Source organism: Catenibacillus scindens, assembly GCF_014202115.1.
GTDB lineage: Bacteria > Bacillota > Clostridia > Lachnospirales > Lachnospiraceae > Catenibacillus > Catenibacillus scindens.
In genome coordinates, this window is sequence record NZ_JACHFW010000008.1 from 114988 (window position 1) to 140183 (window position 25196).

Here is a 25196-nt window from a genome sequence, read left to right on the forward strand (position 1 = left end):
GTCACCTCATGTTCCATCATTAGCCATCCATTATCTGTTTGGCTGCATAACACTCCTAATTATATATGTATTTAAAAAAAAATACAAGAAAAGCCCGACAAAAAATATAACCGGTCTGCCAAAACAGCAGATCGGTTACGTTTTCACAATTTTCAATATCTCCCCTTCTATGTCCGGGGTCTTCTAAAAGGCCGAAGAGACAGCGTTGGGGTCAAAGGGTCTGTGGAAACGCTGTTCAAAGGCTTCGATGAGCATAGGGCGGAATTTGGGATGGGCAATATTGATCAGCGCCGTAGCCCGCTGGCGCAGCGTGTGTCCGGTAAGGCGTGCAATGCCATATTCGGTGACAATGTAATCCACATCGGTCCTCAGCGTCGTCACCACCGCTCCCTGCTCTAACTTTGGGACAATTTTTGAAATCGTTCCTTTGGATGCTGTGGAAGCCATGGCAATAATAGACTTTCCTCCGGGACTGTTGACCGCGCCTTTGACAAAGTTGACCTGGCCGCCGATGCCGCTGATCTGTTTATCCCCGACGGCCTCAGAGTCTACCTGGCCCATAAGATCTACCTGAATACAGGAGTTAATGGAAATCATATTTTTATTTTTCATGATCACGTCCGGGTTATTGACCACATCCACCGGGTAAAGTTCGAAATCCGGATTGTGATCCACAAAATCATAAAGCTTGCGGGTTCCCATTAAAAATGTTGCCACAGACTTCCCCGGATTCAGCGTTTTCCTGGAATTATTGATCACGCCCTCCTCGATCAGATCCACCACGCCGTCAGACAGAAGCTCTGAGTGGAGTCCCAGATCCCGCTTGTCATGAAGGCAGGCGCACACAGCGTCCGGAATCCCTCCAATGCCAAGCTGAAGGGTGGCGCCGTCGTCTACAAGGCTGGCACAGTACTCGCCGATCCGCTTTTCCACCTCGCCGGTCTTTCGGGGCGCTAACTCCGGAATCGGCAGGGACTTTTCAACAAACAGATCAATGTCATTAACAGGAATACGGCTGTCGCCATAAACATAAGGCATCTGGTCGTTGACCTGGGCAATCACAAGCTTTGCCTTCTTGGCCGCGGCTTTTGTAAAATCCACAGACAGGCCAAGGCTGCAGTTGCCATATTTGTCCGGGGGCGTCACCTGGATCAGGGCAACGTCCACAGGGAGGTACCGGTCAAAGAGTTTGGGTACCCGGGAAAAGCAGCAGGGCGTAAAATCCGCCCGGCCTTCATAAATGGCGTCTCTCGTCCCTGCCCCTGCGAAAATAGCGTTAAGGCGGAAATAGGACTCCATTCCGGGTTTTGTGTACTCACATTTCCCCATGGGAACCATCTGGACAATCTCCACGTCCCGATACATCTCCCGGTTTTGAACCATCGCGTCCACCAGGTACAAAGGCTCGGCGCAGGCATGGCCAATCACTACCCGGTCTCCGGATTTTATACGGGAAACCGCCTCCTGGGCACTGACGATCCGGCTGTGATAAATTTCTTTCCAATTCATGTCGCACACACTCCTTTAAAAAAGGAGGAGTTTTATAGAAACTCCCCCTTTCAAAAGAACAATATTAAATCATCGGTTTAATATCATCCGCAATGATCAGGGTTGCCTCAGTGGCATCCTGAATCTGATCAAGTGTAAATTCTGGATTATACTCTTTTAATACAATTCCATCAGGCGTCACTTCCATCACACCCATCTCTGTAATAATGAGGTTTACCTGGCCTTTGGCAGTCAGCGGAAGGGTACACTCTTTAAGAATCTTTGGCTTGCCCTTGTTGGTATGTTCCATAGCCACAATAACCTTTTTGGCGCCGACAACAAGATCCATAGCGCCGCCCATTCCGGGAACCATTTTTCCGGGAATGATCCAGTTGGCAATATTGCCTTTCTCATCCACCTGGAGAGCGCCAAGAACGGTGGCGTCCACATGTCCGCCGCGAATAATGGCGAATGATGTGTCGCTGCCGAAAAAGGCGCCGTCATGGGCGATTCCTGCCGGAGTCCCGCCGGAATTGACAATATGAGGATTTTCATTGCCTTCCTCCGCAGGCTTTAACCCTACAAAGCCATTTTCAGACTGAAGGATAATGTGGACACTGGGATCAAGGAAATGGGGAACAAGCGTTGGAAGACCAATACCCAGATTAACGATATCTCCGTCGTGAAGTTCTTTTGCCACTCGGGCAGCGATAAAATTCTTAACATTGGCTTTATCCATTATGCCTCACCTCCAACAATGTAATCCACAAAAATTCCTGGCGTCTCAACATAGTCCGGGCCAATTTCTCCGGCTTCTACAATTTTTTCACCAAATACGACAACAGTATCCGCAGCCATGGCCATAACCGGGTTAAAGTTTCTCTCAGAACCAATGTAACGGGTATTGCCGCTCTTATCTACAATATGTCCGCCAATGAGGGCGATATCCGCATGGAGGGGCAGCTCCAGAAGATATTCTTTGCCGTTGATGACTTTGACTTCCTTGCCCTCTGCAATAGCTGTCCCAACGCCTGTCGGGGTGTAAAAACCGCCCAGGCCTGACCCGCCGCAGCGGATGCGCTCAGCCAGAGTTCCCTGTGGGACAAGCTCCAGCTCTGTCACACCGGAAGTATATTGCTCGCCCAGTTCCGGGTTTAATCCAACATGGGAGGCAATGATCTTTTTAACCTGATGATTCTCAATCAGCTTTCCTACACCAAAGGAATTGCCTTCATATTCTCCAGTTGTTTTATTTTTCTTTCTGCCCCATCCCGCGTCATTGCAGATGATCGTCAGATTTTTTACTCTGTTTTTCACGATCTCGTCGATAATCGCTTCCGGGGTTCCATTTGCCATAAAACCGCCAACCATAACAGTCATTCCGTCTTTTACAAGATCGGCTGCCTGCTGTGCTGTGATGTGCTGTTTTTTTGCCATATCAGTTCTCCTTCTATTTAAATTTTATCAGCTTAAATTTTATCAGCGTTTAACAATGAGCGCCTGTCCCTGTCCGCCGCCGATACACAGTGTAGCGAGACCATATTTAGAATCCCGTTTTGCCATCTCATAGAGAAGAGTAACGAGGATTCTGGCTCCTGAAGCGCCAACCGGATGTCCAAGAGCGAGAGCGCCGCCATTGACATTTGTCTTTTCCATATCAAGACCAAGATCGGAAGCCACAGCCAGAGACTGAGCAGCAAAAGCTTCGTTAGCTTCCACAAGATCCATATCTTTGATCTCAAGACCGGCTTTGGCCAGAGCTTTTCTTGATGCCGGAACCGGGCCAACGCCCATGATCTTAGGATCAACGCCGGCTGTGGCGTAAGATACAATAGTTGCCAGCGGCTTAATGCCAAGTTCATCCGCCTTTTCTTTGGACATAACAACCAGAGCCGCAGCACCGTCGTTAATACCGGATGCGTTTCCGGCGGTTACTGTGCCGTCTTTCTTAAATGCCGGGCGAAGTTTGCCTACTGTTGCCATGGTGGTGCCGAATCTTGGGAATTCATCGGTGTCAAAAATAATGGGATCGCCTTTTCTCTGAGGAATAACCACAGGAACGATCTCATCTTTAAACTTACCGCCTGTGATGGCCGCTTCCGCGAGGTTCTGGCTTCTCACGGCAAATTCATCCTGCATTTCTCTTGTGATTCCGTACTTTTCCGCTACATTTTCAGCGGTAATGCCCATATGATAATCATTGAAGGCGTCCCACAGGCCATCGTTGACTGTAATATCCACCATCTGGACATTGTTCATTCTTGCCCCCCAGCGGGCTGTAGGTACAGCGTATGGAGCGGCGCTCATATTTTCTGTACCGCCGCACACAACGATCTCAGACTCTCCGGCAATAATCTGGTTTGCCGCCAGAGCAACTGCTTTAAGACCTGATCCGCATACAATATTGATCGTCATAGCTGTACATTCAATAGGCAGCCCGGCTTTAATGGACACCTGACGCGCCACGTTCTGGCCAAGGCCGGCCTGAAGCACATTGCCAAATATAACCTCATCCACCTGTTCCGGTTTGATTCCAGCTCTTTCAACTGCTGCTTTTACAACAGTGGCGCCAAGATCAACTGCCGGAACACTTTTTAAAGTTCCGCCGTATTTTCCAATAGCAGTTCTGCAAGCACTTGCAATAACGATCTCTTTCATTATAAATCTCTCCTTTATTCAAATTTTAGCAACAGTTCCTCCTATCCATCCATGGCGGCTTCACTATTGCAAATTATGTAGAGCTTCCACAAAATAATATTAACAAAAAACAACGCTATTTGCAAGATTGTTATGGGAGTGCGCCTGAAAGAATACAAAAAAATCCCGAAAAAATGCCGCGTTTTCCTTAACAGCCGGCATTTCCCCTGGATTTTCTACATATTTAGATCTCACCTTTCTCCTTCTGCTCTTCAGACACAGAAGGCGCCTCGCCTACAGGATTGTAAATTTCCATGTACAGCGCGATCTTTCCATCTTTACATTCATAATAAGTATACATTTTTCCGTCAGTGATCTCCCCGTCGCCAAAAGCCCCCCGGCTAACCACATTTCCCCAGAATTTATCCGGATACTGGGTCATAAAAATCTCAAATTCCGGATATTCCCAATTAGGAAAGTCCCGGACGGTGGCAGCGTTCCACTCCATAAGATTTGAGGCATGAGGCACACCGGACTTAGTAAACGCCATAACAGCCTGTCCGTCCTCGGCCAACAAAGGTTTGCGCCCGATATTTCGCTCAGGGCCCCCAAGGCTCATAAAATCCACCACAAGCTGGTAATTTTTCCGGCGGAGTTCTTCCTCCCCAGGGCTTAAAATAAATGTCTGTTTTTCCATTCAAAAAAACCTCCTCTGCACATCTTTCAAAGCAGGAACATTATAACATTTTTATCGTAAAAAAGCACATTTCAAAATACGAAAGCCTTACACAAATGTAAGGTTTCCTGAGAAATTTGTAAGCCGTTTCAATGGCATCCCTTTCCGGATTCATCTACACTAAAATACATAAGAAGCCACCGCCCGGCCATAGTGACAGATCTGTCATTTTAAATTCACGGAAACGTCAGCCGGACGCCGTATACTCAAAGTAAATTCCATAACCGAAGGAAAAATGACAGTCCCCAAAAACGGGGCCTCAGATCGTAAGAAAGGATGGTTATTATGAAAAAACTGATATTATCTCTGATCCTCCTGGTTTTTGCGGGAACCATGTGTCTTGGGGGATACCTGACGATGAAAGGATATAACTATTACCGGGAAGCCATTTCAGAAAAAAGTCTCCGGGATATGGCGTTAAATATACGCTCCAAGGAAAATTACACATCTATTGACGATCTGCCCCAGATGTATAAAAACGCAGTGGTCGCTGTGGAGGATAAACGGTTTTATGACCATAACGGCATAGATATCCTCGCCATTGGCCGGGCGCTGTGGCACGATATTGAAGCCGGCAGCTTTGTAGAAGGCGGCAGCACGATCACCCAGCAACTGGCTAAAAACCAGTATTTTTCCCAGGATAAAGATATTACCCGAAAGATCGCCGAAGTATTTATGGCGTTTGACATAGAAAAGACATTTACAAAAGATGAAATCCTTGAACTCTATTTAAACTCCATCTATTTTGGAAATAATTATTACTGTGTGGCCGACGCTTCCATGGGATATTTCGGGAAGGAACCTGCCCAGATGAACGATGATGAATGCACCCTTTTGGCCGGCATTCCCAACGCCCCTTCGGTGTACGCTCTCAATGTGAACCCGGATCTAGCTCGGCAGCGTCAGGCTCAGGTCATCGACCAGATGATCTCCTGCGGATATTTTGAAGATGGCTCCTCTGTGAGATCGGTTCTGACCGGCTTCCACATCCAGTCTCTGAATAAATCGGATAGGGAAAGAAATCTTTCCCTATCCGATTTTTGTGATACCCCGCTCATCTCGCGGCCTTGCCGCTCGATAGTCTTTGTTCCGCTCCTCCGGCCGTATTGCGCAAAAAAATAAGGACGTCATTTAATAATACAACCGTCCTTATTTACATCTGTTAAAACCTAAAACAGCAGGATAAACAATATGGAAAATATGATCAATTTTGCCCGTCAAAGTATGCTCAAGAATAGGGTTTTTGAACCCACTTCAGAATCTATATGATCTGACGTTCTTCAGGATCTATGCGCATCCGGTCGGCGATCAACGCGATAAACTCTGAATTGGTGGGTTTACCCCTGGTCAGATTCACGGTATAGCCAAAGATCTTCTCCGCCATCTCATTATTCCCCCGTGACCATGCCACCTCGATGGCATGACGAATGGCGCGCTCCACCCGAGTGGGCGTTGTCTGGTTAATTTTGGCAACTTCCGGATATAAAACCTTTGTAATCGAATTAATAGCATCTGGATTGGCGATGGATAACAAAATCGCGTCCCGCAAATAAGCGTAACCTTTAATATTGGCAGGAACGCCCAGATCCTGTATCATTTTCGTGACACGGCGTTTCATGTCCTCGCTCACCGCCGGAGCGGCCTGCTTCTCTTCCAGAGTGTACTGAGCATGTTCTTCCGCCACAAGCTGCTTTATTAATTCTTTTAATTTCTCACTGTCATCAATGACAATAAAGTTGATCTTTTCCACAAAAAAACACTCCCTTCTATCTCTTCTGCCATTTTTTTGCTTCATCAGATAAAAAAATTATATACTTCGACATTGTAAAGTATCAAATCATTTCGATGGACATCTTTGGCAGGAAGGCTGAAAAATAGACAGAAGGGAGGCAAAATTGGCGTCTACCGCATCTTATTTTTCTTTGAATCCGGTTATTTTTTTCTTTGAATCCGGTTATTTCTGATATTTGGATTCGGGGGACTCCGCAGCGTTGGGGCATACAAGCTCATTCACGCGCATGGCCGGTTTCGCCCATTTTACCGCGTTGCGGATAATCTTGCGGACATTCTCATTGAAATAGGAGCGGTTTGTCTCATGACCCGGCTGAAAATAAAACATCTTTCCGTAGCCTCTGGTCCAGGTGCATCCGGAACGGAACACTTCGCCGCCTCTGTACCAGCTTATAAACACAAGATCATCCGGTTTGGGGATGTCAAAAAATTCTCCGTACATTTCTTCTTCATCAAGTTCAAAGGAAGCGGGAATGCCCTGAGCAATGGGATGAGTCGGGCATGTATTCCATACACGGCAGAAATCCCCCTCTCTCCACTGGAGTGTTCCGCTGGTTCCCAGCAGCTTCTGCATAGGTTTACTTGGATGAGCAGAATGAAGAGCAATAAAGCCCATGCCTCTTAACACGTAATCCCGCACTCTCTCGGCAATCTCATCGGGTACTTTGTCATGAGCAATATGGGCCCACCATACAAGGACGTCCGTATCATCAAGAACATCCTTAGTCAGACCGCACTCTTCCATCTCAAGAGTAGCAATATGGCACACCTGAATCTCCTCATCTTCTTCCAGAAGGGCCTTTAACGTATCGTGGATCGCCCCATGATGAACCTCCCGGATCTCCTTCGCCCGCTCTGTCATCCACTGGCGGGCCTGGGCATTTTCCTCCCCTGGAAAAAGTTCCCCGGCCTTCACATCCATCTGTTCCTGGACAAATTCATTCCATACAGTGACTCTGATCATTCACATAACCTCCAACATTCATTATCTACTGACATTATACGACATTCTTTTTAGATTTCAATAACCGTTTTTTATTTTTTAAAGATCCTGCGCCTTCAAATTGTCCAGCAAACGTGACAGATCCCCGTAAAGGCGGTTTAAGTCATCCTGTGACAATCCACAGCATAATACATCATCCAGTTCTTGGAAATATTCAATCACCTTCTCAGCTTTTTCTTCCCCTTCCTGGGTAAGGCGGATGAGATAAGCTCTCCGGCTCTGAGGCGGACGGCTGCGGTAGATCAATCCATTTTCTTCCAGGCGGTCCAATGTTCTTGACATGGTCGTCACATCCAGATGGCACAGATCCGCCAGCTCCCTCTGTGTCATAGATCCGTTGGCTTTAAGCGTCCTTAAAATCCTGGGCTGACCCTGTCCAAGGGTCAGTCCAAGAGACAAAAATCTGGGCTGCAAAAACTTCTTTCTCAAATATTCCAGTGCCATTAGGGTTTCCCTTACTTTATTTTTCTCCATAAAAATCCTTCCTAAACTCTCGCTATACCCATGAAAATCCTTTTCTCGCCTTCAACGCGCTTTTCGTCATACAGCTTATTCCAGTTCAAACTGCCCGGTATAGAGCTGATAATAACGTCCCTTCTGTTCCAGGAGCGCCTCATGGTCACCCCGCTCGATGATCTGTCCATGTTCCAGGACCATAATCGCTTTGGCGTTGCGCACCGTGGACAGGCGGTGGGCGATGACAAAGACAGTCCGTCCATCCATAATGGCATCCATACCCTTTTCAATAAGCCGCTCTGTCCGGGTATCCACAGAACTTGTGGCCTCGTCCAGGATCAGCACCGGAGGCTGGGCAATAGCCGCCCGGGCGATGGCCAGAAGCTGGCGCTGTCCCTGAGACAGGTTCGCACCGTCACTGTAAAGCACGGTCTGATATCCGTCAGGCAGACGGCGGATAAAGGAATCGGCGTTGGCTACTTTGGCAGCCCGTATCACTTCCTCATCGGAGGCGTTGAGGCGTCCATAGCGAATATTATCGGCGATGGTCCCTGTAAAAAGATGGGTTTCCTGAACAACCATGGCCAGTGACCGGCGCAGGTCATCCTTTTTAATATCTTCTATATTGATGCCGTCATAGATGATCTGCCCACTGTCAATTTCATAAAACCGGTTGATCAGATTAATAATCGTCGTCTTTCCCGCGCCTGTGGAACCTACAAAAGCAATCTTTTGTCCCGGTTTTGCGTAAAGACTGATACCGTTAAGAATCTGGCGCTCTTTTGCATAACCGAAAACCACGTTTTTCAGATCTACCCTGCCCCGCAAAGGAACATAGACCAGCCCGTCAGTTCCACAAACTGCCGCCTGCTTTAACACCGAGGCGTCAAAGTTTGTTCCCTTTGGAACTTTCCAAGCAAAATTGCCGGTATACTCCCCGGCTTCCTCCACAGAACCATCCGGTTTAAAATTTACATTGCACAGAGTCACTTTTCCCTCATCCACTTCCTCCGGTTCCTCCATCATTTCAAAAATCCGTTCCGCCCCAGAAAGAGCCGCCAGCAAAAAATTGATCTGGTTTGTAAACTGGTTTAAAGGCATGGCGCTCTGGCGAACGTAGACCAGATAGGAGGCAAGACTTCCAAGGTCAAACATCCCTGCCAGGGTAAAGAGACCGCCTACACAGGCGGACACAGCATAATTGGCATAGGAGAGGCTGACTACTGACGGCACCATCATGGAAGAATAGCTGAGGGCGCTTGTAGACGCTTTTCTCAGCGCCTCATTTCTTTTACAGAACTCCTCAAAATCCGCTTTTTCGTGGTTAAAAACTTTCTCCACTTTCTGTCCGGCAACCATTTCCTCCACAAAACCGTTAATGGAGCCGAGTTGTTCCTGCTGCCGGGTAAAGTACTTTCTGCTCCGCTTTCCGCTGAACTGGATCATGATAAACATGAGGATCATAAAGACAATGACAATGACCGACAGACGGATGCTCAGCACAAGAAGCATAGTGATCGTTCCAACGATCATGAGAAAGCTCTGGATTAACATAGTAAAACTGTTGTTTAAGGCTTCCTGAACCGTATCCACGTCGTTGGTAAACCGGCTCATAAGATCCCCGTGGGTGTGGGCGTCAAAGTATTTCAGAGGAAGTTTTTGCACATGGGCGAAAAGATCCCGGCGGATCTCACTGACCACTTTCTGGGCCGTAATCACCATAAGCTGATTATAGCCTAATGTAGCTAAAACACCGCAAAGATACATAAGGCCCATGGCCGCCACCGCCGTGATCAGCCCTTTTGTGTCTCCCGGAAGGATAAAACGGTTGATCACCGGCTTGAGCAGATAAGTCCCCATAATATTGGCCCCGGTACTAATCAGAACCAAAAGAGCCACAAGAGCCAGGAGCCATTTGTGATTTCCGAGATAGCGCGACAGCGCCAAGAGTGTCTTTTTCGTATTTTTCGGTCGTTTATATCCAACATATCTGGCCATTACAACTGCGCTCCTTCCTTTTGAGATTCATAAATTTCCTGATAAATTTCATTATTTTCCAGAAGCTTGTCATGTGTTCCGATGCCGCTGACTTTTCCGTCATCAAGAACAATAATCTTATCGGCGTGGCGCACCGACGAGATCCTCTGGGCGATAATGATCTTTGTCATCTGAGGCAGCTTATTTGCCATCATCTGGCGTATCCGCCCTTCTGTGGCAGTATCCACAGCGCTTGTAGAATCGTCCAATATAAGTACTTTTGGTTTTTTCAGAAGGGCCCTGGCAATGCAGAGGCGCTGCTTCTGGCCGCCGGAGACATTAACGCCGCCCTGGCCCATTTCCGTATCATAGCCGTGGTCTAATCGCCCGATAAATTCATCAGCACAGGCAATCTGGCAGACTTCTTCAATCTCCTCCATAGTGGCGTCCTCCTTACCCCATCGCAGATTTTCCAGAAGTGATCCGGAAAACAGGGTATTTTTCTGCAATACCATGGCAATGGCGTCCCGCAGATGTTCCAGAGGATACTCTTTCACCGGATGGCCGTCAATAAATATGGTTCCTTCTGTCACATCATAAAGACGTGGAATAAGCTGGACAAGGGTAGATTTTGCCGAACCTGTCTGTCCGATGATCCCCACCGTCTCCCCAGCGCCGATATGAAATGAGATATCTGACAAAACATATTCCGCCGCTTCTTTTTTATATTTAAAATAGACATGGGAAAATTCAATCTCTCCCCTCTCTACAGAAATATCACCGGCATCCTCGTCGGTAATCTCCGGTTTTTCATCAATAACCTCTACAATACGTGATGCGCTGGCTAAAGATCTTGTCATCATCATAAAGACATTGGAGATCATCATCAGGGATTTTAAAATCTGAAGAACATAGCTTAAAAATCCCGTCAGTTCCCCCACCTGCATCTCCCCTGTACCGATAAGGCGGCCGCCAAACCACAAGATCGCCAGGATCGTTCCGTACATAACAAACTGCATAGCCGGCATATTTAAGGCAGAAAGGCGGAAAGACTTTCTGGAAATATCCACCAAATCTTCGTTAACTTTGTCAAACTTTTCTCTTTCATAATCGCCACGGACACAGGCTTTCACAACTCTCACCGCCGTGAGATTTTCCTGGATGATCCGATTGACCATATCTATAGCCCCCTGCATACGAGTATAAAGAGGCCGCACATGGCTGATAATCTCAAAAAGGAGAAATGCAAGCAGGGGCAAGGCCACCAAAAACACAAGGGCAAGCTGGGCGTTAAGTGTAAAAGCTACCCCCGTGGCAATGACAAGCATCACCGGCCCCCGGCAGGCGGGGCGCATACCTGTGGATATAGAGTTCTGGACATTGGTAATATCGCTGGTCAGCCGGGTCACTAAAGATGACACTCGAAAGTTGTCGATATTGGAAAATGAAAACGCCTGAAGGCGCCTATACTCCTCCTTGCGCAACTCGGCCCCAAGTCCCTGTCCGGCCAGGGCGCTGAACCGGGCGCTCCCGATACCGAACACAAGAGCCAGCGCCGCGCATATGAGCATTTGTCCGCCTTTAAGGAAGATCATCTCCCGATCTCCCGTGGCCACCCCCTTATCTACAATGTCCGCCATGATCAGGGGAATAATCAGCTCAAAAACCGACTCTGCCACTACGCAGATTACCGCCAGAATGGCATACTTTTTGTACTGATGGAGAAAAGAAAAAATCCGCTTCACCATTGATCTGTTCACCTCACAATAATTGCATCTACAACTATTGTAAACTCAATTATTGTGGACGTCAAGTGTATTCACAATAAAAAACGCAGCCCGATATTTTTATTTGGGGCTGCGTTTTTATGTTTATAATTGTAGATTAAAATATTATTTTGATTATACAAAAGTTTTCAGCTTCACATTGATTCCTTCTCCAATTCAGTATTAATCTCATCAATCCATCCACTATCTTTACTTTCAAATAACTTCATAAATTTTCCAAAATTACTACTTCTATAAAAATACTCTGTACAAAATACTAAACCGGACTATAATAAAAATATAAGAAAACGAAAGAAGGAAATCTCCTATGTGGCTCTTATTTGCTGTGGGCTCCGCGTTCTTTGCCGGGGTCACATCCATCCTTGCCAAATGCGGCATAAAGAAAACCGATTCCACCGTGGCAACGGCTGTGCGCACTGTGGTGATCCTGATCTTCTCCTGGCTCATTGTCTTTATCGTAAGCTCCCAGAATCAGATCAAAGATATTGACGGAAAAACTCTCATCTTTCTCATTCTCTCCGGGGCCGCCACCGGCGCTTCCTGGCTGTGCTATTTTAAAGCCCTCCAACTTGGAAATATCAATAAAGTGGTTCCCATTGACAAATCAAGCACCATCCTCACCATTATCCTCGCACTGATCTTTTTTCAGGAAGGCGTCAGCCTTCCCAAGGCCGCCGCTGTGGTTGGCATTGCCGCGGGCATCTTTCTTATGATTGAAAAAAAGGATGTATCTGAAAAAAAAGAGGGAACGAAGGCCGGATGGTTTATCTATGCCTGCGGCTCTGCCCTCTTTGCCAGTCTAACGGCAATTTTAGGGAAAATGGGAATTTCCGGCATTGAATCCAATCTGGGAACTGCCATCCGCACAGCGGTCGTCCTTGTCATGGCCTGGGTCATGGTGGCCGTTACCGGAAAAACAAAAGAAGTGAAAGAAATATCCACAAAAGAAATGATTTTTATCTGCTGTTCAGGCATTGCCACCGGAGCCTCCTGGCTGTGTTATTACCGGGCCCTCCAGGACGGCCCGGCCAGCGTTGTTGCCCCGGTGGATAAGCTGAGCATACTTGTCACCGTTGCTTTTTCTTACATTGTTTTCGGAGAAAAGCTGACAAAAAAGTCAGCTCTGGGACTCCTTCTTTTAACGGCGGGTACCATTGCCATGGCGCTCCTCTAAAAAATAAGACACTGCGTTCGCCTTTCATCTCAGGAGGTACTATATAACGCCGGCATAAAGCACCTCTGGGGGATGCGCTTGCGTCCTCCAGAGGCGCGCTGACCGCGAGAACAAATTTTACTGTACAGACACATTCCCCGCCAGCACTTCCTTGTAATCTTTGTAATTGCGTGCAAGGAGAGACGGGGTATCCAGCCCGTAAGGACATTTAGACGTGCAGCGGCCGCAATGGAGACAGTTTTCAATCAGCTTCATCTTCTCCTGCCACTCTTTGGTCAGCCATGCCTGAGATGGGGCGCGGCGCAGCATTAATGACATACGGGCGCAGTTATTAATCTCAATTCCTGCGGGACATGGCATACAGTAGCCGCAGCCCCGGCAGAAATTCCCTGACAGCTCTTTCTTATCTTTTTCTATCAGTGCGGCTCTCTCTCTAGTCATTTCCGGCGGAGATTGGATATAGGACAAAAACTCATCCAGCTCTCGCTCCCTCTGAATGCCCCAAATGGGAAGCACATGGTCATACCGGGCCAGGAAAGCGTAAGCCGCCGCAGAATCAGTGATCAGGCCGCCGGATAATGCCTTCATGGCAATAAATCCCATGCCGGCTGTTTTGCACATTTCTACAATTTCCATATCCTTCTTGGAAGCCAGATAGCAGAAGGGAAACTGGAGAGTTTCATAAAGGCCGGACTCTATAGCCTCCCGTGCCACTGCCAGCCGATGGTTAGTAATGCCGATGTGGCGGATCTTTCCCTGAGCCTTCGCCTCCAGCATGGCTTCATAGAGGCCGGTGCCGTCCCCAGGTTTCGGGCAAAAGGCCGGATTGTGGAACTGATAAATGTCAATGTGATCAGTTTTTAAGAGACTTAAAGAAGTTTCAAGATCTTTCCAGAAATTTTCAGCGTTTTGTGCCGGTGTTTTTGTGGCAATGATCACCTGGTCACGGATGCCCTCAAGAGCTTCTCCCAGCTTTTCCTCACTGTCTGAGTAAGACCGGGCTGTATCAATAAAGTTCATGCCGCCGGCCACCGCTTTTCTTATAAGTTTTACCGCTTCTTCTTTAGGAATCCTCTGTATGGGAAGGGCTCCGAAACCGTTTTTGTTCACGGTGATCTCTGTGCTTCCCAGGGTTACTTCAACCATTTTTCATTCGCTCCTTTTCAAAAAAAGACTCTTTTCCATGCCTTTAGATTAAAAGCCACGCCTGCCGCAGGGCTGCGAAAGGCATGACTTTTTCATACTTACTATTCAACAGTGACGGATTTTGCCAGATTTCTCGGCTGATCCACATCATACCCTTTGGCTACAGCTACATAGTAGGCAAAAAGCTGGAGAGGTACTGTGGCCATAAGGCCGGTAAACAAGGGCAATGTCTTTGGCACATAGAAGACAAAGTCCGCTGTCTTTTCAATGGCGGTATTGTCCTCGTTGGTCACAGCCAGCACAAAAGCGCCCCGGCTTTTAACCTCCACAAGATTGCTGACGATCTTTCCGTAAAGTGCCTCCTGGGTCACAATACCCACCACCAGCGTCCCTTTCTCAATCAGGGCGATTGGACCGTGTTTTAATTCCCCGGCGGCGTACGCCTCAGAGTGGACATAGGAAATTTCCTTTAACTTCAGGGAAGCCTCCAAAGCTGTGGCGTAGTCAATGCCCCGGCCGAGAAAAAATACATTTTTCAGGCCAATATAGCGGTTGGCCAGATACTGGATATCTTCCTTGCTCTCCAAAAGTTTTTCCATTTTGTCGGGCAGGATCTCAAGCTCGTTAAGCATCGGCTCATAATCCTCCTGAGACAAAGTCCGGCGCGTCTGGCCCAAATACATGCCGAGAAGATACAGGGCCGCAAGCTGGCTTGTATATCCTTTTGTGGTGGCCACGGCGATCTCAGGTCCGGCCCATGTGTAAAGAACATCGTCAGCTTCCCTGGCGATGGAGCTTCCCACAACATTGACAACAGCCAGGGTGCGCACACCATGCTTTTTAGCCTCACGCATGGCAGCCAGAGTGTCTGCTGTCTCGCCGGACTGGCTGATAATAATCACAAGACAGTGTTCATCGAGGATCGGATTTCTGTATCGGAACTCTGACGCCAGATCCACCTCCACGGGAATGCGGGACAACTGTTCGATCACATATTTTCCCGATACACCGGCGTGGTAGGCGGAACCGCAGGCCACAATATAGATTCTGTGGATTTCTTTGAGCTGTTCCTCACTCATGTGCAGCTCGTCGATGACGATCTTCCCGTCTTTGACCCGTGGGTGAATAGTATCCCGCACAGCCTTTGGCTGCTCATGGATCTCTTTCATCATAAAATGCTCATATCCGCCTTTTTCTGCGGCAGACACGTCCCACATGATCTCTGTAACTTCCTTGTGTACCGGCTCAAGATCCATATTATAAATGGTCACCCCATCCTTTGTCAGGCGAACAATCTCTCCATCCTCAAGGATATAGACTTTCCGGGTATACTTTAAAATCGCCGGGATGTCTGAGGCGATAAAATTGCCGTCATCAGACAGGCCCACGATCAGGGGACTGTCCTTTTTAACAGCGATGATCTCGTCAGGATTATCTGCGCACAGTATTCCAAGAGCGTAAGAGCCTTCCAGACGGGCCAGAACTTTAGCTACTGTGGACAAAATATCGCCGTCAAAATAGTAATCCATCATCTGGGCTACCACTTCGGTGTCTGTCTCTGACTGGAATACATAGCCTTTATTTTCCAGTTTCTTTTTCAATATCAGATAATTTTCAATGATCCCGTTATGAACAACGGAGATGGTTTCCCCGGCGTTTAAGTGGGGATGGGAGTTGACGTCAGATGGCGCCCCGTGGGTAGCCCACCGGGTGTGTCCGATGCCCACCGTTCCTTTCAGATCCGCCCCGTCATGGCAAAGGGAGCGGAGATTTTTGATTTTGCCTTTGGTCTTAATCACATTGATCTTCTCGCCGTCAAACACAGAAATTCCCGCGGAATCATAGCCTCTGTACTCCAGCTTACTAAGTCCCTCCAAAAGGATAGGCGCTGCCTCCTGGTTTCCAATATATCCAACAATACCACACATATGTAGAACCTCCATTCACATTCGATTTATGATTTATCTGCCTTTTTAGACGTCTTTTTATAAAAATGAGCCGCCGTATTAAATTTTCCCCGGACCAGATACTGATTATTCAGCCCCAAAACCCCCTGGGTCCTGGATACAATAAAATGCTTCAGCTTGACCATATACTCTTCCTCAGTGATGGAGCCCTCGGCCACATAGGTCAGCCCCTTCTCCCAACTGGCTGTCAGTTTTGGCTCTAAAAGGGAGTGAATTGATGAATCCACCACGTCAAAAACCATCTCGCCAAGCTGGGTTGGGGTAATGACCTGGGTCTTTTTATTCAGGGACAGATATTTAATTGTGACAAGTTTTTTTAAGATCTCCGCCCTGGTGGCGCTTGTGCCGATGCCGCTGCCTTTGATCTGGGCCCGAAGCTCCTCGTCCTCAATAAGCTGCCCCGCGTTTTCCATGGCCAGGATCATGGACCCGGAATTGTACCGTTTGGGCGGGGATGTCTCCCCTTCTTTTATATATATGCGGCCAATATCCAACATATCGCCTTTTTTAATCTTTTTAATAGACTCTAAAAGGGCTTTGTTCTCCTGGGAGTCCTCATCCCCCTCCGGATTTTGGCTGTCTCCGCCGAATACTTCATCCTGCCCTGCAGTCCCCGGTAAAGTGTCCGCCGGCTTTTTTCCCATTCCGGAGACTTTCATATATCCCGGTTCCACCAGCACTTTGACGCTGGCATAAAGTTTTTCCCGGCCAAGGCCGCACACCACAGACACTTTCTCGTAGACCGCCGGCGGGAAGAAAATACTTAAAAACCGCCGGACAATGGTCATGTAAACGCCATATTTTACAGAATTCAGGCTCTTTAGGGAGCCAAGCCCCTGGCCTGTAGGGATAATGGCATAGTGGTCTGTGATCTGTTTATCATTGACATACCGGGTTTTTGCTATATTTTTGTAGGTTTCCTCCTCAAGGACCTGGACGGCAAAATCCCCCAGCCCGGACAGGGATTTAAGTCCCGATATATTTTTGTAAATCTCTTTGGCCACCGCCGAGGACAGCACTCTGGCGTCCGTACGGGGGTAAGTGACCATCTTCTTTTCATAAAGCTCCTGGACGATTTTTAATGTCTCGTCAGGGCTGATCTTAAATATTTTGGAACACTCGTTCTGAAGCTCCGCCAGATTGTATAAAAGGGGCGGATTCTTCTTCTCTTTTTTCCGCTCCAGAGATTGTACCTGGGCCTTAAATGGCTGGGTCTGTTCCAGCGCTTTTATAAGTGCCTGGGCGTCCTCTTTTTTCTTAAAGCCATTTTCCTTATATAAAAGAGGGGAACCAAACCAGACGGACTGTTCCTGCACCCGCCATTCCGCCTCGAAAGCGCCCGGACCGGGGTTTAAGGCGGCCAGCACCCTGTAAAAGGGGGTTTTGACAAACTCCCGGATCTCCCGCTCCCTGCGCACTACCATTCCAAGAACACAGGTCATCACCCTGCCCACAGACAGGACAGTATAGCGGGTGTGGAGAAAGTTGGAGATGTTTTGACCGTATTTAAGGGTCAGGAGGCGGGAAAAATTAATGCCCATAAGATAATCTTCCTTGGCCCTCAAATAGGCGGCCGCAGAAAGGTTATCATACTCTGACAAATCCTTTGCCTCGCGAATACCTCTTAAAATTTCCTCCTCCGTCTGTGAATCAATCCACACTCTCAGCCGCCGCTTTCCGTGGACACCGGCCATCTGCTCCACAAGGCGGTAAATATATTCTCCCTCCCGTCCGGAGTCGGTACACACATAAATGGTATCCACATCGGGACGGTTGAGAAGGCCGCTGACAATATCAAACTGCTTTTTAACGTCTTTGATGACTTCGTATTTAAACTTATCAGGGATAAAGGGCAATGTATCCAGGGACCACCGTTTCAGCCGGGCGTCATAGCTTTCCGGATAACTCATAGTCACCAAATGCCCTACGCACCATGTGACAACAGCGTTATCGTCTTCTACATACCCACCACGATTGCCGCCGCTGATTTTAAGGGCACTGGCAAACTCCCTGGCAACACTTGGCTTTTCCGCAATATATAATGCTTTCGGCATATCATCCTCTTTTCTTTAGGCACCTACGCCTCCGCCAGACTTAACCTCAGTGAAAAAAAGAATCCTCCTCTGCGGGATTCTCCGTCTGCGTCGGGGCACTGCTGCGGCATTTTCCACTCCGCCGCAGTGCGATCTTTGCACGGAGCGCTTTTAATGTTATCGGAAACTTCATTTCCGATAACATTAAAAGCGGCCATGATCTTAGCCTGCTTCGGCTTATTATATCACGGCCGCCTCTTTTCCACAAGACGATTTACAACAGCACAGTAATTTTCGTGCCTTTGCCTTCTTCACTTTCAAGAGTTATTTTTCCATCGTGGTATTCCACCACATGCTTGACAATGGCAAGCCCCAGGCCGGTTCCCCCCGTCTGCCGGGAGTGGCTTTTATCCACCCGGTAAAACCGCTCAAATACACGGTCCTGATGTTCCTTTGAGATACCGATACCTGTGTCCTCCACAATAATCCTTGCTCTGTCCATAAATTTGTCAATACTTACATGAACTTTTCCGCCAGGATGATTATACTTTATGGCGTTTTCACAGAGATTGTAAAACAGTTCATCAATCATCTGGTGAACGCCCTGCACCGTCACCGGTTTTCCTGAGAAATCCAGGGAGACGTCATACCTGGCAGCCACCGTATCCAGGCGGGAGCATACATCCTCCGCCATCTGGTACAAATCCACCGGTTCTTTCTCCACGCCCACTTTCCGCTCGTCCAGGCGGGAGATCTTAATAATATCATTGACAAGGCCGATGAGCCTGGCCGCCTCTTTATAAATCTTTTCCGCAAATACTGGAACATCTCCGGGCTGAACCATGCCGTCTTTCATCAGCTCCGCGTAGCCGGAGATAGATGTCAGAGGGGTTTTCAGTTCGTGGGAAACATTTGCAGAAAATTCCCGGCGCATTTTTTCGTTTTTCTGCCGCTCCTCATTCTGACGGCGAATACGGGCCAGCAACGGTTCCAGCTCCTCATAGGGGCAACTATTTTCCGGCGTCACCAGATCCAGATCATTAATAGGACGGACAATAGCCTCTGTGATCTTGTGAGCCAGGATCAACACGATTCCCATAAAAATGAGAAGGATCAAAAGCAGCACCGGAAGCATGGAAATATAAAGGGCATAGACGCTATCTGTAGTTATGCTCATCCGAAGCACTGTCTGGTCTGAGAGAAGGACCGCATAGTAATAGCTGCGCTCATCCAGAGTGGACGACGTGCGCACCACAGAGGAAGCCCCTTTTTCATAGGCTTCCTGTACTTCCGGCCGGTCCTTGTGGTTGTCCATCTGTGTCCAGTCTTCTATGCTGTCATAGATCACTGTCCCATCCTGGTCAATCCATGTGATTCTTGTCCTTCCAATATCTTTCAGACTTTCAACATAATCCATCTCCTCAGAATGGACAGAAATACTGTCTAAAGCGTTGGCAAGAAACACAGCTTCATTTTGAACATACTTTTCCGTCTGATGGCCATATACATAATTAAATAAAAAGAAAAGAATAGTGTACGCCAGTATGCATATACCTCCGGCCAGAAGACACATATTTTTAAAAATCCGTTTTTTCATTGTCTGCTCTCCAGTTTATAACCCACACCCCGGATAGTGACGATCATAGAGCCGGCATCGCCAAGCTTCTGGCGGAGCATACCGATGTGTACGTCCACTGTCCGGCTTTCACATTCATAATCCATATTCCACACTGTATCCAAAAGCTTTTCCCGTGTCATGACAAGGTCTTTATTTTTCATCAGGCAGTCCAGAAGTTCAAATTCTTTGTAAGTCAGATCCACGGGGCGATCGTCCACCATCACCGTATGTTTTTTCCTGTTTAACGCAAGCCGCCCCGTAGTAATAATCTCCTCCTGGGTGTTTTCGTTGCTGCGGCGCAGTACCGCCTTAATCCTAGACACAAGTTCCATAACACCGAAAGGCTTTGTGACATAATCGTCGGCTCCCTGGTCCAGCCCAATGACTTTATCATATTCCGTAGATTTTGCCGTCAGCATGATCACCGGGATATTTTTATATTTATCATCCTTTTTCAATTTTCTCAAAACGGAAATGCCATCCTCATCGGGAAGCATGACGTCCAGAAGGATCAGATCCGGCAGGACACTTTTGATCCCCCGGTAAAAATCCCTGGCATTTTCAAATCCAATGGTCTGAAAGCCTGACGCCTTCAGCGCGTAAATAACCAACTCGCGAATATTGGCGTCATCTTCAATATAGTAAATTGTTTTTTCCATAATCATTGTGCCTCCTTAAAAACCTCGGTTCATGTATTATAACATATTCTTACGCATTATGTAACCGTCCAGCACACTCTCTTCCTGACAACTGAACGGATGGTTACTGTCTCCAAATGATTAACCCTGATTTCTTAGTATAAATATGTTTTGTAAAATCTAACTGTCTCTTTTGTAAAATAGATGTAAAATATGTAAACTTTTTTAATATAACCGTTTAGTCATGCGATAATGAACTGTTTATTTATCTCTGAAATGCTTTTCATTGCAAGCCCTGTTTTTATGCCGTATAATAAAAGTATAATAACATTGTTTGTGCAGGAGGTATGCCTATGAAACTGACTTTTTTGGGGGCAACACATGAAGTCACAGGAAGCTGTACACTGCTGGAAGCCTGCGGGCGCCGTATTCTTATTGACTACGGCCTTGAGCAGGGACCGGATACTTATGAAAACTGCGATATTCCTGTAGTGGCCAGCGAGATCGACGCGGTCTTGCTCACCCACGCCCACATTGACCACTCCGGACGGCTTCCCCTTCTGGGGGCCCAGGGCTTTAAAGGAAATATTTATGCCACCGGCGCGACCTGCCGTCTCTGCGACATTATGCTCCAGGACAGCGCCCATATCCAGGAATCTGAGGCAAAATGGCGCAACCGCAAAGCAAAAAGAGCGGGGAAACCAGCTTATGTTCCTTTGTATACCGTCAATGACGCCATTAAGATCCGGGATCAGTTTGTACCCTGCAACTATGAAGATATATCTGCCATTTTTCCCGGTATACAGGTGCGTTTTGTAGATGCCGGACATCTTTTGGGTTCCTCTTCCATTGAAATCACTGTAACCGAAAATAAAGTGACAAAAACTATTGTCTTTTCCGGCGATATCGGGAATACCGATCAGCCGCTGATCCGCAATCCCCAGTATCTGACCCAGGGTGATATTGTGATCATGGAGTCCACCTACGGCGACCGCAGCCATGATAAGCGGATCGACTATATTTCCCAGCTCACCCCTATTATCCAGAGGACCCTGGATCGGGGAGGAAATGTGGTGATTCCCTCTTTTGCCGTAGGACGTACCCAGGAGCTTCTTTATTTTATACGCCAGATCAAAGATCAGGGCCTAATCCATGGCCACGATCATTTTCCCGTTTATGTCGACAGTCCGCTGGCTGTGGAGGCCACACAGATTTTTTCCCAGAGTATGTACGATTACTTCGACAGCGATGCTCTGGCACTTATTGACCAGGGGATCAACCCTATTAATTTTTCCGATCTGAAGGTGGCTATCACCAGTGATGATTCCATCACCATCAACGAGGACCCTGAACCCAAAGTGATCATCTCCGCCAGCGGCATGTGCGAGGCCGGGCGTATCCGCCACCATTTAAAACACAACCTGTGGCGCCCGGAATCAACCATCCTCTTTGTGGGGTATCAGGCTAACGGCACCCTGGGCCGCGCCATTGTGGAGGGAGCCCGGGAAGTCCGGCTTTTTGATGAACATATCCATATTGAGGCAGAAATCTGTCAGCTCTCCGGCATCAGCGGACACGCGGACAATGAAGGCCTTATGGCCTGGATCAAAAGCTTTCATCCAAATCCCTCCATGGTCTTTGTCAACCACGGCGAAGACCAGGTGTGCCAGACTTTTGCAAACCGTCTCATCAATGAGCTTGGCCTTAATGCCACAGCTCCATACAACGGCGCCTGCTATGATCTGATCACCGGGGAATGCCTGTACGAGGGCAATAAAAAGAAGATTACTGTGCCTGAAAGTTCTGAATCCGCCGGTAAAAAACGGTATACTAACCCTGTATACCAGCAGCTTGTTGATGCCGGAGTCCGCCTGACCAAAGTTATCGACCACAATGAAGGCGGAGCCAACAAAGATCTTAGGGCCTTCATCCGTGAGCTTAATGATCTGTGTGAGAAATGGGATAGATAAGAAAGAGAAATGGAGGAAATTTCATGACCCCAAAACAGCAATATTATGAAAACCTTGCCGATTCTCTCATTGAGAAATTCGGCCTGCGCCAAATTGAAGCCTACTACGCGGCGGATCGGAAGGAAGCCCTTGAAAAAGCCTGCCGCTATCTTTCCCCGGACTGCAGCGTCGCCTGGGGCGGGTCGATGACTTTAAATGAAATTGGTCTCATCGACGCTATACAGGCGTCAGACTGTATCATTTATGACCGTTTTAAAGCCCAAACGCCGGAAGAAAAGCGGGAAATTTTTGGAAAGATCGCTGCCTGTGATTATTATTTTATGAGTTCCAACGCCATCACTCTGGACGGCCAGCTTGTAAACATTGACGGCACAGGCAACCGGGTAGCTTCTCTGATCCACGGCCCGCAGAATGTAATCGTCATCGCCGGGATGAACAAAGTTGTCCCCGACGTCAAAAGTGCCATTGATCGGGTGCGCAACATGGCTGCCCCGCCAAACGCTGTCCGTCTCAATTATCACACGCCCTGCCGGGAGCTTGGCCGCTGCGCCGACTGCCTCTGCGCCGACTGTATCTGCGACCAGATTGTCATTACCCGGCGCAGTTTCATCCCCAACCGAATCAAAGTCATCCTTGTGGGTGAGGAACTGGGATACTGAAAAAAATGCCCGGCCAGCCGGGCATTTTTTAATATTGTAACTGTTCAGTACGGCACATCTTCCTGCCCGGCCGCAGGCCGACCAAGGGGCATCGGATATCCATCTGTTTTCCCGCTGTCCTAAACTGTTACTTAATATTAAGCCACTTTTTCACAGTGTCTTCCATTTCGTCCACATCGCACTGAGTGTTATGCAGCACCGGGGCTGTGCGGATCTCCTCCACCGCTTTTGGCACGGGAACGCCGGAGATGGAGGACAGCTCGTCAATCAGCTCAAAATCTCCCATATCCGCGTATTTTTTATCAATGGCCGTCATAACGCTCCTGGCAAACTTAAAGGGGCTGGCTGTAGATGCAATGACCGTCTTCTTTGTATCCTGAGTGTCGCTGACATACTTTTTATAGACAGTTGCTGCCACAGCGGTGTGTGTGTCGATCACATAGCCTGTATCTGTATAGAGATCATGGATGGTACGGGCAGTCTGATCCTCATCGGCGAAATTGCCGTAAAAATCTTTCAGCCGCTCTCTCATTTCCGGAGTGATCTCGTACTTTCCGTCATGGCTTAACGCCTCCATGAGACTGCGGTTTGCCTCGGCGTCCTCTCCGGCAATCTTGTAAATGAGACGTTCCAGGTTGCTGGAAATAAGGATATCCATAGATGGGGATGAAGTCACCACAAAATCTCTGTTTTTGTCATATCTTCCAGTGGAAAAGAAATCATATAAAACTTTGTTCTCATTGGAAGCGCAGATCAGCCGGTCAATTGGAAGACCCATGTTTTTCGCATAATAAGCCGCCAGAATATTTCCGAAATTACCTGTGGGAACTACCACATTAATCTTTTCCCCGTTTACAATCTCCTCATTATGGACAAGCATGGCATAAGCGTAAACATAATAAACGATCTGAGGGACAAGGCGTCCGATATTAATAGAGTTGGCCGATGAGAACTGATATCCATTGGCATCCAGAACTTTGGCAAGCTCTTTATCGTTAAACATTTTTTTCACGCCGGTCTGAGCGTCATCGAAATTTCCGTGAATACCTACAACAAAAGTATTCTTTCCCTTCTGAGTCACCATCTGTTTTTCCTGTACCGGGCTAACGCCGTCTTTCGGATAAAAGACAATGATCTTCGTCCCTTCAACATCAGCAAAGCCGGCCATAGCAGCCTTCCCTGTATCCCCGGATGTAGCGGTCAAAATGACAATCTCATGGTCCACATGATTTTTTCTGGCACTGGTAGTCATCAGGTGAGGCAGGATGGACAGAGCCATATCCTTAAAGGCAATTGTAGCGCCGTGGAAAAGCTCCAGATAGTAAGCCCCGTCGGCGTAAACCATAGGCGCGATCTCCTCAGCGTCAAATTTGGAATCGTATGCTTTATCAATACAGCTTTTCAACTCCTGTGGCGTGAAATCTGTCAGATAAAGCTTCATTACTTCGTAAGCCACTTCCTGATAGGTCATATTTGATAATTCTTCCACAGATACGTCCAGAGCAGGAATACTGCTTGGAACATACAGACCACCGTCATCGGCCAAACCTTTTAAAATCGCCTGTGACGCTGTCACCTGGGCACCGCCCCTGGTACTTTTGTATGTCAAATTCATGAGATACATCCTCGCTTTCATGTTTTCTTATAATATGATACAAGCGTCCAAAGGTCATGCGGACTGCGCTTGCGCAGGCAAGCATAACTTTGAGACGCGTAAAACACCAAAAAGAAGCCATTTTTCAGAGAAAAATGAGCGGATTTGAAATGTTTTAGGAGCGCGAAGCGATCCGTGTATCATAGGCGTCAAAATATCTTTTGACGCCTTCATCATAATATAATGATCCATGGTATCATGCGATCAAATTAATATTTGACCTCATGGACTTTCTTTCAATAGGTTCGATTATAGCATATTGAAAAAAGCATATCAAGTGTTTCAGAGCAAAAAATTGCGTCCAGCGCGTACAAACATCCGCTCATTGCGCACAGTCCTCACATCAAAACTTCTCTTTCCCGATGATCGTATTCATGGTATAATAGTCGCGAAGCGGCTATTATACCGCGTCTTTTGCGCAGCGACCGAAGGGAGCATTCATCTGCGCAAAAGTACGCATCC

The 25196-nt window shown here is 47.6% G+C and carries 20 protein-coding genes and 1 pseudogene; 4 read left to right on the top strand and 17 right to left on the bottom strand.

The window, feature by feature from the left end; translation table 11 throughout:
- Nucleotides 1-183 precede the first annotated feature (183 nt).
- From HNP82_RS10825 to HNP82_RS10845, 5 genes are all read right to left on the bottom strand, one after another.
- On the bottom strand, nucleotides 184-1509 hold the full coding sequence (locus HNP82_RS10825; protein WP_183774428.1) for an acetyl-CoA hydrolase/transferase family protein: 1326 nt from the start codon (nucleotides 1507-1509) through the stop codon (nucleotides 184-186).
- 64 nt (nucleotides 1510-1573) lie between these two features.
- Entirely contained in the window at nucleotides 1574-2227 is a 654-nt protein-coding gene (locus tag HNP82_RS10830; protein WP_183774431.1) for a 3-oxoacid CoA-transferase subunit B, read from the bottom strand.
- A complete protein-coding gene (locus HNP82_RS10835; RefSeq protein WP_183774434.1) occupies nucleotides 2227-2925 on the bottom strand; it encodes a CoA transferase subunit A in 699 nt (232 codons plus the stop codon). Before HNP82_RS10835 ends, HNP82_RS10830 begins: the two co-directional genes overlap by 1 nt.
- Before the next feature lie 42 nt (nucleotides 2926-2967).
- Entirely contained in the window at nucleotides 2968-4146 is a 1179-nt protein-coding gene (locus tag HNP82_RS10840) for an acetyl-CoA C-acetyltransferase (protein ID WP_183774437.1), read from the bottom strand.
- Nucleotides 4147-4369: 223 nt separating this feature from the next.
- Nucleotides 4370-4822: a PhzA/PhzB family protein gene (locus HNP82_RS10845; RefSeq protein ID WP_183774440.1), complete on the bottom strand. Its 453-nt coding sequence runs from the start codon at nucleotides 4820-4822 to the stop codon at nucleotides 4370-4372.
- A gap of 315 nt (nucleotides 4823-5137) precedes the next feature.
- On the opposite strand from HNP82_RS10845, the pseudogene HNP82_RS10850 reads away from it, so the two are divergent.
- Nucleotides 5138-5842 (top strand): annotated as a pseudogene (locus HNP82_RS10850) (biosynthetic peptidoglycan transglycosylase); the annotation flags it as partial.
- A 280-nt stretch (nucleotides 5843-6122) separates the two neighbouring features.
- Here the strand turns inward: HNP82_RS10850 and HNP82_RS10855 are convergent.
- The 5 genes from HNP82_RS10855 to HNP82_RS10875 all read right to left on the bottom strand — a co-directional run bounded on the left by HNP82_RS10855 (nucleotide 6123) and on the right by HNP82_RS10875 (nucleotide 11833).
- Nucleotides 6123-6611: a sporulation initiation factor Spo0A C-terminal domain-containing protein gene (locus HNP82_RS10855; RefSeq protein ID WP_330599544.1), complete on the bottom strand. Its 489-nt coding sequence runs from the start codon at nucleotides 6609-6611 to the stop codon at nucleotides 6123-6125.
- Between the two features lie 204 nt (nucleotides 6612-6815).
- Entirely contained in the window at nucleotides 6816-7616 is an 801-nt protein-coding gene (locus HNP82_RS10860; protein ID WP_183774449.1) for a ThuA domain-containing protein, read from the bottom strand.
- A gap of 78 nt (nucleotides 7617-7694) precedes the next feature.
- Nucleotides 7695-8129 carry a MarR family winged helix-turn-helix transcriptional regulator gene (locus tag HNP82_RS10865; RefSeq protein WP_183774452.1) on the bottom strand — a complete coding sequence of 145 codons (435 nt, stop codon included), beginning with the start codon at nucleotides 8127-8129 and terminating at the stop codon, nucleotides 7695-7697.
- Between the two features lie 75 nt (nucleotides 8130-8204).
- Nucleotides 8205-10109 (bottom strand): ABC transporter ATP-binding protein, encoded by a 1905-nt coding sequence (locus HNP82_RS10870; protein ID WP_183774455.1) that lies wholly within the window; start codon nucleotides 10107-10109, stop codon nucleotides 8205-8207.
- Nucleotides 10109-11833, bottom strand: a complete 1725-nt coding sequence (locus HNP82_RS10875; protein ID WP_334298280.1) for an ABC transporter ATP-binding protein — start codon at nucleotides 11831-11833, stop codon at nucleotides 10109-10111. Before HNP82_RS10875 ends, HNP82_RS10870 begins: the two co-directional genes overlap by 1 nt.
- 349 nt (nucleotides 11834-12182) lie before the next feature.
- Between HNP82_RS10875 and HNP82_RS10880 the strand changes: the two genes are divergently transcribed.
- Nucleotides 12183-13049, top strand: coding sequence for an EamA family transporter (locus HNP82_RS10880; RefSeq protein ID WP_183774462.1), 867 nt, complete (start codon nucleotides 12183-12185; stop codon nucleotides 13047-13049).
- 117 nt (nucleotides 13050-13166) lie between these two features.
- Here the strand turns inward: HNP82_RS10880 and HNP82_RS10885 are convergent, their stop codons facing one another.
- The 6 genes from HNP82_RS10885 to HNP82_RS10910 all read right to left on the bottom strand — a co-directional run bounded on the left by HNP82_RS10885 (nucleotide 13167) and on the right by HNP82_RS10910 (nucleotide 20472).
- On the bottom strand, nucleotides 13167-14195 hold the full coding sequence (locus HNP82_RS10885) for an aldo/keto reductase (RefSeq protein WP_183774464.1): 1029 nt from the start codon (nucleotides 14193-14195) through the stop codon (nucleotides 13167-13169).
- 101 nt (nucleotides 14196-14296) lie between these two features.
- Nucleotides 14297-16123 carry a glutamine--fructose-6-phosphate transaminase (isomerizing) gene (glmS, locus tag HNP82_RS10890; protein WP_183774467.1) on the bottom strand — a complete coding sequence of 609 codons (1827 nt, stop codon included), beginning with the start codon at nucleotides 16121-16123 and terminating at the stop codon, nucleotides 14297-14299.
- A 26-nt stretch (nucleotides 16124-16149) separates the two neighbouring features.
- Nucleotides 16150-18216, bottom strand: a complete 2067-nt coding sequence (locus HNP82_RS10895; RefSeq protein WP_183774470.1) for a DNA topoisomerase — start codon at nucleotides 18214-18216, stop codon at nucleotides 16150-16152.
- A gap of 23 nt (nucleotides 18217-18239) precedes the next feature.
- Entirely contained in the window at nucleotides 18240-18413 is a 174-nt protein-coding gene (locus HNP82_RS10900; RefSeq protein ID WP_183774473.1) for a hypothetical protein, read from the bottom strand.
- Between the two features lie 56 nt (nucleotides 18414-18469).
- Nucleotides 18470-19792 (bottom strand): sensor histidine kinase, encoded by a 1323-nt coding sequence (locus HNP82_RS10905; protein WP_183774476.1) that lies wholly within the window; start codon nucleotides 19790-19792, stop codon nucleotides 18470-18472.
- On the bottom strand, nucleotides 19789-20472 hold the full coding sequence (locus HNP82_RS10910; RefSeq protein WP_183774479.1) for a winged helix-turn-helix domain-containing protein: 684 nt from the start codon (nucleotides 20470-20472) through the stop codon (nucleotides 19789-19791). The genes HNP82_RS10905 and HNP82_RS10910 overlap by 4 nt, the downstream gene beginning before the upstream one ends.
- A gap of 332 nt (nucleotides 20473-20804) precedes the next feature.
- On the opposite strand from HNP82_RS10910, the gene HNP82_RS10915 reads away from it, so the two are divergent.
- The gene (locus tag HNP82_RS10915) at nucleotides 20805-22421 is read left to right on the top strand and encodes an MBL fold metallo-hydrolase RNA specificity domain-containing protein (protein ID WP_183774482.1); all 1617 of its coding nucleotides are present in this window, start codon (nucleotides 20805-20807) and stop codon (nucleotides 22419-22421) included.
- Nucleotides 22422-22444: 23 nt separating this feature from the next.
- Nucleotides 22445-23080 carry a lactate utilization protein gene (locus HNP82_RS10920; protein ID WP_183774485.1) on the top strand — a complete coding sequence of 212 codons (636 nt, stop codon included), beginning with the start codon at nucleotides 22445-22447 and terminating at the stop codon, nucleotides 23078-23080.
- Nucleotides 23081-23207: 127 nt separating this feature from the next.
- On the opposite strand, the gene thrC is transcribed toward HNP82_RS10920, so the two are convergent.
- Complete coding sequence (thrC, locus tag HNP82_RS10925) at nucleotides 23208-24695, bottom strand: threonine synthase (RefSeq protein WP_183774488.1); 1488 nt, start codon at nucleotides 24693-24695, stop codon at nucleotides 23208-23210.
- Nucleotides 24696-25196 lie beyond the last annotated feature (501 nt).

Coding starts and splice junctions, on each gene's coding strand:
- HNP82_RS10825 (WP_183774428.1), bottom strand. CDS start 1,509: ATGAATTGGAAAGAAATTTATCACAGCCGGATCGTCAGTGCCCAGGAG.
- HNP82_RS10830 (WP_183774431.1), bottom strand. CDS start 2,227: ATGGATAAAGCCAATGTTAAGAATTTTATCGCTGCCCGAGTGGCAAAA.
- HNP82_RS10835 (WP_183774434.1), bottom strand. CDS start 2,925: ATGGCAAAAAAACAGCACATCACAGCACAGCAGGCAGCCGATCTTGTA.
- HNP82_RS10840 (WP_183774437.1), bottom strand. CDS start 4,146: ATGAAAGAGATCGTTATTGCAAGTGCTTGCAGAACTGCTATTGGAAAA.
- HNP82_RS10845 (WP_183774440.1), bottom strand. CDS start 4,822: ATGGAAAAACAGACATTTATTTTAAGCCCTGGGGAGGAAGAACTCCGC.
- HNP82_RS10860 (WP_183774449.1), bottom strand. CDS start 7,616: ATGATCAGAGTCACTGTATGGAATGAATTTGTCCAGGAACAGATGGAT.
- HNP82_RS10865 (WP_183774452.1), bottom strand. CDS start 8,129: ATGGAGAAAAATAAAGTAAGGGAAACCCTAATGGCACTGGAATATTTG.
- HNP82_RS10870 (WP_183774455.1), bottom strand. CDS start 10,109: ATGGCCAGATATGTTGGATATAAACGACCGAAAAATACGAAAAAGACA.
- HNP82_RS10880 (WP_183774462.1), top strand. CDS start 12,183: ATGTGGCTCTTATTTGCTGTGGGCTCCGCGTTCTTTGCCGGGGTCACA.
- HNP82_RS10885 (WP_183774464.1), bottom strand. CDS start 14,195: ATGGTTGAAGTAACCCTGGGAAGCACAGAGATCACCGTGAACAAAAAC.
- glmS (WP_183774467.1), bottom strand. CDS start 16,123: ATGTGTGGTATTGTTGGATATATTGGAAACCAGGAGGCAGCGCCTATC.
- HNP82_RS10895 (WP_183774470.1), bottom strand. CDS start 18,216: ATGCCGAAAGCATTATATATTGCGGAAAAGCCAAGTGTTGCCAGGGAG.
- HNP82_RS10900 (WP_183774473.1), bottom strand. CDS start 18,413: ATGGCCGCTTTTAATGTTATCGGAAATGAAGTTTCCGATAACATTAAA.
- HNP82_RS10905 (WP_183774476.1), bottom strand. CDS start 19,792: ATGAAAAAACGGATTTTTAAAAATATGTGTCTTCTGGCCGGAGGTATA.
- HNP82_RS10910 (WP_183774479.1), bottom strand. CDS start 20,472: ATGGAAAAAACAATTTACTATATTGAAGATGACGCCAATATTCGCGAG.
- HNP82_RS10915 (WP_183774482.1), top strand. CDS start 20,805: ATGAAACTGACTTTTTTGGGGGCAACACATGAAGTCACAGGAAGCTGT.
- HNP82_RS10920 (WP_183774485.1), top strand. CDS start 22,445: ATGACCCCAAAACAGCAATATTATGAAAACCTTGCCGATTCTCTCATT.
- thrC (WP_183774488.1), bottom strand. CDS start 24,695: ATGAATTTGACATACAAAAGTACCAGGGGCGGTGCCCAGGTGACAGCG.